The sequence below is a fragment of the Dehalococcoidia bacterium genome, assembly GCA_035574915.1.
Taxonomy (GTDB): domain Bacteria; phylum Chloroflexota; class Dehalococcoidia; order DSTF01; family WHTK01; genus DATLYJ01.
Genome location: DATLYJ010000108.1, coordinates 1 through 8,078 on the forward strand (window position 1 = coordinate 1; position 8,078 = coordinate 8,078).

The 8,078-nt window shown below is 67.0% G+C and carries 7 protein-coding genes; all 7 read left to right on the forward strand.

The window, feature by feature from the left end; genetic code table 11:
- Positions 1-253: 253 nt before the first annotated feature.
- Positions 254-1,054 carry a class I SAM-dependent methyltransferase gene (locus VNN10_10245; GenBank protein ID HXH22401.1) on the forward strand — a complete coding sequence of 267 codons (801 nt, stop codon included), beginning with the start codon at positions 254-256 and terminating at the stop codon, positions 1,052-1,054.
- 153 nt (positions 1,055-1,207) lie between these two features.
- A complete protein-coding gene (locus VNN10_10250) occupies positions 1,208-2,395 on the forward strand; it encodes an alpha-hydroxy acid oxidase (GenBank protein ID HXH22402.1) in 1,188 nt (395 codons plus the stop codon).
- A 49-nt stretch (positions 2,396-2,444) separates the two neighbouring features.
- Positions 2,445-5,813 carry an adenylate/guanylate cyclase domain-containing protein gene (locus VNN10_10255; GenBank protein HXH22403.1) on the forward strand — a complete coding sequence of 1,123 codons (3,369 nt, stop codon included), beginning with the start codon at positions 2,445-2,447 and terminating at the stop codon, positions 5,811-5,813.
- 122 nt (positions 5,814-5,935) lie between these two features.
- On the forward strand, positions 5,936-6,427 hold the full coding sequence (locus VNN10_10260) for a hypothetical protein (GenBank protein HXH22404.1): 492 nt from the start codon (positions 5,936-5,938) through the stop codon (positions 6,425-6,427).
- Between the two features lie 119 nt (positions 6,428-6,546).
- Complete coding sequence (locus tag VNN10_10265; protein HXH22405.1) at positions 6,547-7,566, forward strand: methyltransferase; 1,020 nt, start codon at positions 6,547-6,549, stop codon at positions 7,564-7,566.
- A 41-nt stretch (positions 7,567-7,607) separates the two neighbouring features.
- On the forward strand, positions 7,608-7,862 hold the full coding sequence (locus VNN10_10270) for a winged helix-turn-helix transcriptional regulator (GenBank protein HXH22406.1): 255 nt from the start codon (positions 7,608-7,610) through the stop codon (positions 7,860-7,862).
- 99 nt (positions 7,863-7,961) lie between these two features.
- On the forward strand, positions 7,962-8,078 hold a 117-nt coding region (locus VNN10_10275; protein ID HXH22407.1), incomplete at its 3' end, for a dihydrofolate reductase.

The window sequence follows — 8,078 nt, forward strand, 5'->3', positions numbered from 1 at the left end:
CGGTTCTACAACCACGAGCGACCGCATCACGGCTACCGGGTCCGCGGCCGAACCCCGGCGGCCGCGCTGGCCGGCGCCCGCTGAGCTCATGCATCCCACTCTGGGGGGTGAAAGTGTCAACACGAACCCGAGCCTGGACACGCTAGTATAGCCCACTGCGGTCGCCGAACCACGCAGTCGAGCAGACCGCTGGCTCGCATGCGCTCGCCGCGGCTGCTCACCGCGAACGTTGGGCTGCAAGACGGAGCACTCGATGACAACCGAGCGCAAGGACACTTGGGCGGCGGGAAAGCTGTACGAACCCTACGTCGGGCGTTGGAGCCGTCTTGTTGCGAAGGATTTTCTTGCCTGGCTGGAGATGCCGCCGAATCTAGATTGGCTAGATGTCGGATGCGGCACCGGCGCACTTACCGAGATCATCCTCCAGCATGCCAAGCCCCGTTCCGTGAAGGGCATGGACCCCTCGACGGGATTTATTGAACATGCCAAAGCCCATATCACTGATCCGCGCGCGACGTTTGAGGTGGCCGACGCGCAGTCGCTTCCGTTGGATTCTGCACGTTTTGGTGCCGCCGTCGCGGGCTTGGTCTTGAACTTCGTGTCCAGGCCGTCTCTCGCAGTTCGTGAAATGGCGCGCGCGGTGGAAACCGGCGGCGTGGTAGCCGCCTATGTCTGGGACTATGCGGGGAAAATGGAGCTGATGCGCTATTTCTGGGACGCGGCCGTGGAGCTCGACCGAGCAGCCTACGAGCTAGACGAAGGCCGACGCTTTCCGCTCTGTCAGCCCGATCCTCTGAACGAGTTGTTTACTCAGGCTGGACTTCGCGAGGTGCAGGTCGTACCGATCGATGTTCCTACGAGATTCAGGGATTTCGACGACTATTGGACGCCGTTTCTGGGCGGGCAAGCGCCCGCTCCGGGGTACGCGATGTCGTTGACAGAAGAGCGGCGTGGCGCACTGCGGGAGCGCATCCGCGCCAAGCTGCCAATTGCGAGAGACGGGTCCATCGACTTGATCGCGCGCGCATGGGCCGTTCGTGGCCAGACACCGTAACGCGGCGATCGTGAAGCAACCTTGCAGCCCAACCATTCGGTGCAGCGGACGCGGTAAGAGCACCGCGCCGCTGACCGAGACGTTATGCGCACCGAGGCTTTCGTTTGTCGCCCTACACCTGGCGTCGTTTGACACCTCATGGCGCAATGATCGATGACTAGCGCGGCTCGCAAAGTCGCGGCCCCACGGGTCGTCTGCGTCGAGGATCTCCGGTTGCTGGCGCGCCGCCGAGTGCCCCGGGCCGTGTTCGACTACCTGGACGGCGGCGCCGAAGGCGAGATCACGCTTCGCGAGAACTGCCGCGCCTTCGAGGACGTGACGTTCCGGCCGCGCCAGGCGGTGACGGTGTCGGCATGCGACCTGCGGACCCGCGTGCTCGGGCTCCACCTCGCGCTCCCCTTCTTGCTTGCGCCCGTCGGCTACACCCGTCTGATGCACCCGGGCGGCGAGGTCGCCGCGGCCAGGGAGGCCGGCAAGGCGGGCACCGCGTATATCCTCTCCACCATCTCGGGGCACAGGCTGGAAGACGTGAAGGCCGGGTCCTCCGGCCCCGTGTTGTTCCAGCTCTACCTCATGGGGGGTCGTGCCGCCGCCGAGGCCGTCATTGAGCGGGCGCGCGTCGCCGGGTTCGCCGGCCTAGTGGTCACCGTCGACACCCCGGTCTCGGGGATCCGCGAACGTGACTACCGCAACGGCATGCGGGAGCTCATCAGCGGGAGCCTGCTGGAGAAGATCCCCTTCCTGCCGAATGTGCTCTCCCGCCCGGGATGGCTCGTCAGCTTCGTGCTCGACGGGGGCCTCCGGGCGCTCCCGAACGTCGTGATTCCCGGCAAGGGGCCGATGCCCCTGCTCGACGTCAACGCCGCGCTCGCGAGCTCCGCGGTGGCCTGGGCCGACCTGCGCTGGATCCGCGACTGCTGGCGCGGGCCGGTCATGGTCAAGGGCGTGCTCACCGGGGACGACGCGCGCCGCGCCGTCGACGAAGGCGCGGCGGCGATCTCCGTCTCGAACCACGGCGGGCGGCAGCTCGACGGCGTGCCGGCCGCGTTGCGCGCCTTGCCGGAGGTGGTCGCTGCGGTCAACGGCCAGGTCGATGTCTTGATGGATGGCGGCGTGCGCCGGGGTACCGACATCGTCAAGGCGATCTGCCTCGGCGCGCGCGCCGTGCTCTGCGGCCGCGCCTACGCTTACGGCCTGGCCGCCGCCGGTGACGCCGGAGTCGCGCGCGCGATCGAGATCCTACAGGCCGACCTGGACCGCACGCTGAGGCTGCTCGGTTGTCCATCCGTCGCCGCGCTGGATCGTTCCTACGTGAACCTCCCGAAGAGCTGGTCGTGCTGATTCGTCGTCGGAGGCGGGCGCCGGAACCGGAACGACGCGGGGGCGCAGCATGAGATGTGCGCGGTGCCAGCACGAGAACCGCTCCGGCGCGAAGTTCTGCGAGGAGTGCGCGGCACCGCTGGCGCGCGTGTGCACCAGCTGCGGCGCTCTGCTGTCCCCGACCGCCAAGTTCTGCTCGGAGTGCGCCCATCCCGTGGGCCAGGCCGCCCCGTCGGTGGCCCAGCGCTTCACCTCCCCGGAGTCCTACACCCCGAAGCACCTGGCCGAGAAGATCCTGACCTCCAAGGCCGCGCTCGAGGGCGAGCGCAAGCAGGTGACCGTGCTCTTCGCCGACCTGAAGGGGTCGATGGAACTGCTCGCCGATCGCGATCCCGAGGAGGCGCGCAGGCTGCTCGATCCCGTACTCGAACGCATGATGGAGGCCGTGCACCGCTTCGAGGGCACGGTGAACCAGGTGATGGGCGATGGGATCATGGCGCTCTTCGGCGCGCCACTGGCCCACGAGGATCACGCGGTACGGGCGTGCTATGCGGCGCTGCGGATGCAGGAGTCGCTCAAGCGCTACACGGACGACACGCGCCGCTCGCACGGGGTGGAGGTGCAGATCCGGGTCGGCCTCAACTCGGGAGAAGTGGTCGTCCGCTCGGTCGGCAGCGATCTCCGCATGGACTACACGGCTGTGGGCCAGACCACCCACCTCGCGGCCCGGATGGAGCAGCTGGCGCCGCCCGGGACCGTGCGGCTGACGGGCGAGACCGTGCGGCTCGTCGAGGGCTACGTCGCGGTGCGATCGCTCGGGCCCATCCCCGTGAAGGGCCTCCCGGACCCGATCGAGATCTTCGAGCTGACGGGGGCGGGGACGGCGCGGACGCGGCTGCAGGCCGCTGCGCTCCGCGGCCTCACGCGCTTCGTCGGCCGCGACGCCGAGGTCGAGCACCTCCGCCGAGTGCTGGGCCGGGCCGGTGCCGGCCGCGGCCAGGTGGTCGCCGTCGTCGGCGAGGCCGGGGTGGGCAAGTCGCGGCTCACCTACGAGTTCACCCACACCCATCGGGTCCAGGACTGGCTGATCCTGGAGGCCGCGTCTGTCTCCTACGGTAAAGCGACCAGCTATCTGCCCGTGATCGACCTGCTGAAGGGCTACTTCAAGATCAGCGACCGGGATGACCACCGGGAGATGCGCGCTAAGGTGTTCGGGCGGATGCTGGGCCTCGATCGCGCGCTGGAGCCGCTGCTGTCTCCGCTGCTGGCGCTGCTCGGCGTGCCAGTCGAGGACCAGGCCTGGCAGAACCTGGACCCGCCGCAGCGCCGGCAGCGTACGCTGGACGCGGTCAAGCGCCTCCTCCTCCGCGAGAGCCAGGCACAGCCGCTGCTCGTGGTCTTTGAGGACCTGCACTGGATCGATGGCGAGACCCAGGCCCTGCTCGACAGCCTGGTGGAGAGCCTGGGCTCGGCGCGCCTCCTTCTCCTCGTGAACTATCGCCCCGAGTACCAGCACGGCTGGGGAGGGAAGAGCTACTACCTGCAACTCCGCATTGACCCCTTGCCGCCCGAGAGCTGCGAAGACCTGCTCGACGGCCTCCTAGGGGCCGAGGGCAGTCTGGGGTCCCTCAAGCAGCACCTGATCACTCAGACCCAGGGCAACCCCTTCTTCCTCGAGGAAAGCATCCGGGCCCTGGTGGAGACACAGGTTCTGATAGGCGAGCGGGGGGCTTACCGCCTGGCGAAACCCCTTGCGGGCGTTCAGGTGCCGGCGACCGTCCAGCCCATCCTGGCGGCGCGCATCGACCGCCTCCCGCTCGAGGAGAAGCGCCTCCTCCAGGCCGCAGCGGTGATCGGTATGGAGGTACCCGTTCCTCTGCTGCAGGCCATCGCCGAGCAGACCGACCAAGCCATGCACCAGGGGCTCGCACACTTGCAGGCCGCGGAATTCCTGTACGAGGCTCGCCTCTTCCCCGACGTCGAGTACACCTTCAAGCATGGCCTCACGTATCAGGTGGCCTACGGCAGCCTGCTCCACGACCGGCGGCGGGTTCTGCACGCCCGGATCGTCGAGGCCATCGAGGCGCTGTACGCCGACCGTCTCGCCGAGCGGGTGGAGCAACTGGCCCATCACGCGGTCCGGGGCGAGATCTGGGACAAGGCCGTGAAGTATCTCTCCCAGGCCGGCGCTCGGGCGTTCGCTCAATCAGCGTTCCGGGACGCGGTTGCCTACATCGAGCAGGCGCTGAGCGCGCTGGCCTATCTCCCCGAGGAGCGCGAGAGGCTGGAGCTATCCATCGACCTTCGCCTCGGCCTGCGTAACTCGCTCTTCCAGTTGGGGGAGGTGGAGGCCGGCTTCGGGCATCTCCGCGACGCCGAGGATGTCGCCAGGACGCTCGGAGACGAGCGCCGGCTTGGATTGATGTCGGCCTACATGAGCGAGCACTTCCGCCTGACGGGTCACTCGGCGGACGCCGTGGCGTCCGCGCAGACAGTCCAGGCCATCGCCGAGCGGCTCGGTGATCTTCCTCTCACGGTCGCGGCGAACTACTACCTGGGCACCGCGTACTTCACGGCGGGCGACTATCGCCGGACCGGCGAGTTCCTCGAGGCGACCATCCGGCCGCTCGACGGCGATCTCGGTCGCGAGCGCTTCGGCCTGGCCGGGTTCCCCGTCGTGATGGCCCGGAGCTTCTGGGCCTGGGCTCTCGCCGAGCGGGGCGAGTTCGATGAGGGCGTGCATCGCGGCCAGGAGGCGATACGCCTCGCCGAGGCGCTCAATCACCCCTACAGCCTGGCGTTCGCGTGTCGCGGCCTCGGACATGTCCACGGCCTCAAGGGAGACTTGCGTCAGGCGGCCCTCCTGCTCGAGCGCGGCGTCGCCCTGTGCCGCGAGTGGAACCTGCACTTCGCGGCCCCCACTCTGACGGAGATGCTGGGCTATGTGTACGCGCTGTCCGGGCGCCTGCCCGAGGGGCTCGCGCTCCTGCAACACGCACTGGCCGCCGGGGAATCCATCGGGTTCACGATGTTCCTCACCCCGTTGATCGTGCACCTGGGCGAGGTGCGTCTGTTGGCCGACGAGCCCGAGGAGGCGGCCGGCCTCGCCGCGCGCGCCGTGGCGCTGGCGCGCGAGCACGGCCAGCGCAGCCTGGAAGCGTATGCGCAGCGCCTTCTCGGCGACATCACGGCGCAGCGCGATCCGCTCGACGCCGAAGTCGCCGAGGGCCGTTACCGTGAGGCCCTGGCGCTCGCCGCCCAGCTGGACATGCGCCCGCTCATGGCCCACTGTCATCTCGGCCTCGGCAAGATCGCCCGACGAATGGGCAGGCCCGAGCAGGCACAGGATCACCTCGCCACCGCGACGACGATGTGGTGCGAGATGGACGGACGCCTCTGGCTGGAGCGGGCGGAGGCGGAGATGAGAGGGCTTGGCTGAGGCGCGTAGCCGGGGGTGGAGTAGGGCGCATAACCCGCCGCTTCAGCGGGCCGGCTGCGCCGGCCGCTGAGCGGTACGTTCGACAGCAGAGGACGGATAGGAGAGACCACGGCGAGGGGAAGATGGTGGACGCAAGCTTGGTCGCGGAGGCGATCCGGGAGACCCTGGTCCGGATGCCGCTCGCGGCGAGCTACGCCGACGAGCAGCGCGACCTCCAACCCTACGCTCAACGAGCACTTGAGGAGACTTTCCAGCAATCGTTCCCGACGGCGAACCTGCGGACAGTCATCAGCGTCGGCGGCACCGGCAAACCCAGCCTGAGCCTTCTGGGCACTCGCTTCTGGCCGGACGTCGAGATTCGTGCCGGAACAACGGCGGTTGCGGCGATCGAAGTGAAGTTGATCCGCCAGGGCCATCCGGCCTCGAAGGCAATCGCCGAGGCCGTCGGCCAGTCCCTCATCTACTCCATCCGCTATCCTCGCGTCTTCACCTTTGTCGTCCATTATGGACGGAGCGATCTCCGCTACCACGACGACGACGCTGAACTGGCGAAGCGGCTGTCGCGTCTCAACGTGGAACTGATTCTCCGGAGGACGAGTGATCGTGTGGCCTGACGGCCAATCTGCGGCTCCGTCGAACTTCGCAGTAGAGCGGACGCGCTTCGCACGCCGCTACCGCGGGCGTTAGGCGTACGGTATCGTCAACACAAGTTGTGCTTAGAAGGAGGCTTCCCATGACAAAGGACTTGGGCAATCCACCGCAGATGCCGCCAAATGTCGAGGTGTTCTCTCTGTGCGCGTCCATGGTGACCGCTCGGGCGCTTTGGGCCGCAGCAGAGCTGGGTGTTGCAGATCAGATCGCTGGCGATCCGGTGTCCATCGACAAGATCGCCACCGCCACCGGCGCACATGCGGACACCTTGTACCGCATCCTCCGCCTGCTCGCCGCAAACGGAATCTTTCGGGAGCACCCGGACCGCCGCTTCTCGCACACGCCGCAGAGCGAGACGCTGCGCGAAGACCACTCCACCAAGACCCGCGCCGCGGTGCGTCTGATCGGCAGTGTGGACTTCTGGAACGCGTTCGCGAACCTCCACAAGAGCGCGAAGACGGGCGAGACCGGGTGGAAGCTGACAACGGGTATGGGCTTCTTCGAGTGGCTGCCGAAGCACCCCGAGGCCGCGACGATATTTAACGACGCCATGATTGGCATTCACGGCGGCGAGCCACCGGCGGTGGCCGAGGCGTACTTGTTTAACGGTACGGTCGTCGATGTGGGTGGTGGATCGGGCAACATGCTAATCCACATCCTCAAGCGATACCCCGAGGTGAAAGGCACGCTGTTCGAGCTGGCACACGTCGCCGACGCGGCGCGCGCCAACCTGGATGCGGCCGGCGTCGCGAATCGGTGCGTGGTGCAGACGGGCAACTTCTTCGAAAGCGTCCCGAGCGGAGGAGACATCTATCTACTGTCGCACATCATCCACGACTGGGACGAACCGAGCTGCGTCAAGATCCTGAGCAACTGCCGCAAGGCGAAGAACCGAGGCGGCAAGGTTCTCTTGGTGGAGATGGTGGTGCCAGCCCCGAACCAGCCGCACCCCGCAAAGGAACTCGACTTGGTCATGCTCACGGTGCCGGGGGGCCGCGAGAGGTCCGAGGCCGAATATGGGCAGCTGCTCGAAAAGGCTGGCCTCAAACTTTCCCGCGTCATTCCCACCAAGAGCCCGGTCAGCATCATCGAAGCGCAGTAGCGGGTCGCTTGCGAGGCAATCGATCCAGCCGGCCCAGCACCATGCTTCGGGCGCGTCCTGGGTTGTCAGCGAAGCTGATACACGAGCGATTGCGCAAGATGACCCGCGTCGGCATCGTGCAGCGCACCGTGTTCGGCGAGAAGCTTCCCGTGGAAGTTAACTACCCGCTGAGTCCCTTTGGCCGTCCCTTCATGGGGGTTTCTCGACGGAGTGCGTCGGCTCCAGGAGGCCGTGGACATGGGACGATGTCTGAGAGAGCCGCGATCCGACAAGGGATGTCTACAGCGGTCGCCTAACAAGGCGATGAACCTAACGGCGGCTCCGCTGCACGCCGCCGCCGTAGGTTATCGCTGGCGTTAGGCGGCACAGACCACAATGTAGGAGAACTCGACTCCATGAAGACGCAGTTTTATACGGCGACGAGTCTCGATGGCTTCATTGCCACCGAAGATGACTCATTGGATTGGCTTTTCCAGCTGGGTTGTGCGAATGACACGGACTATCCGGCATTC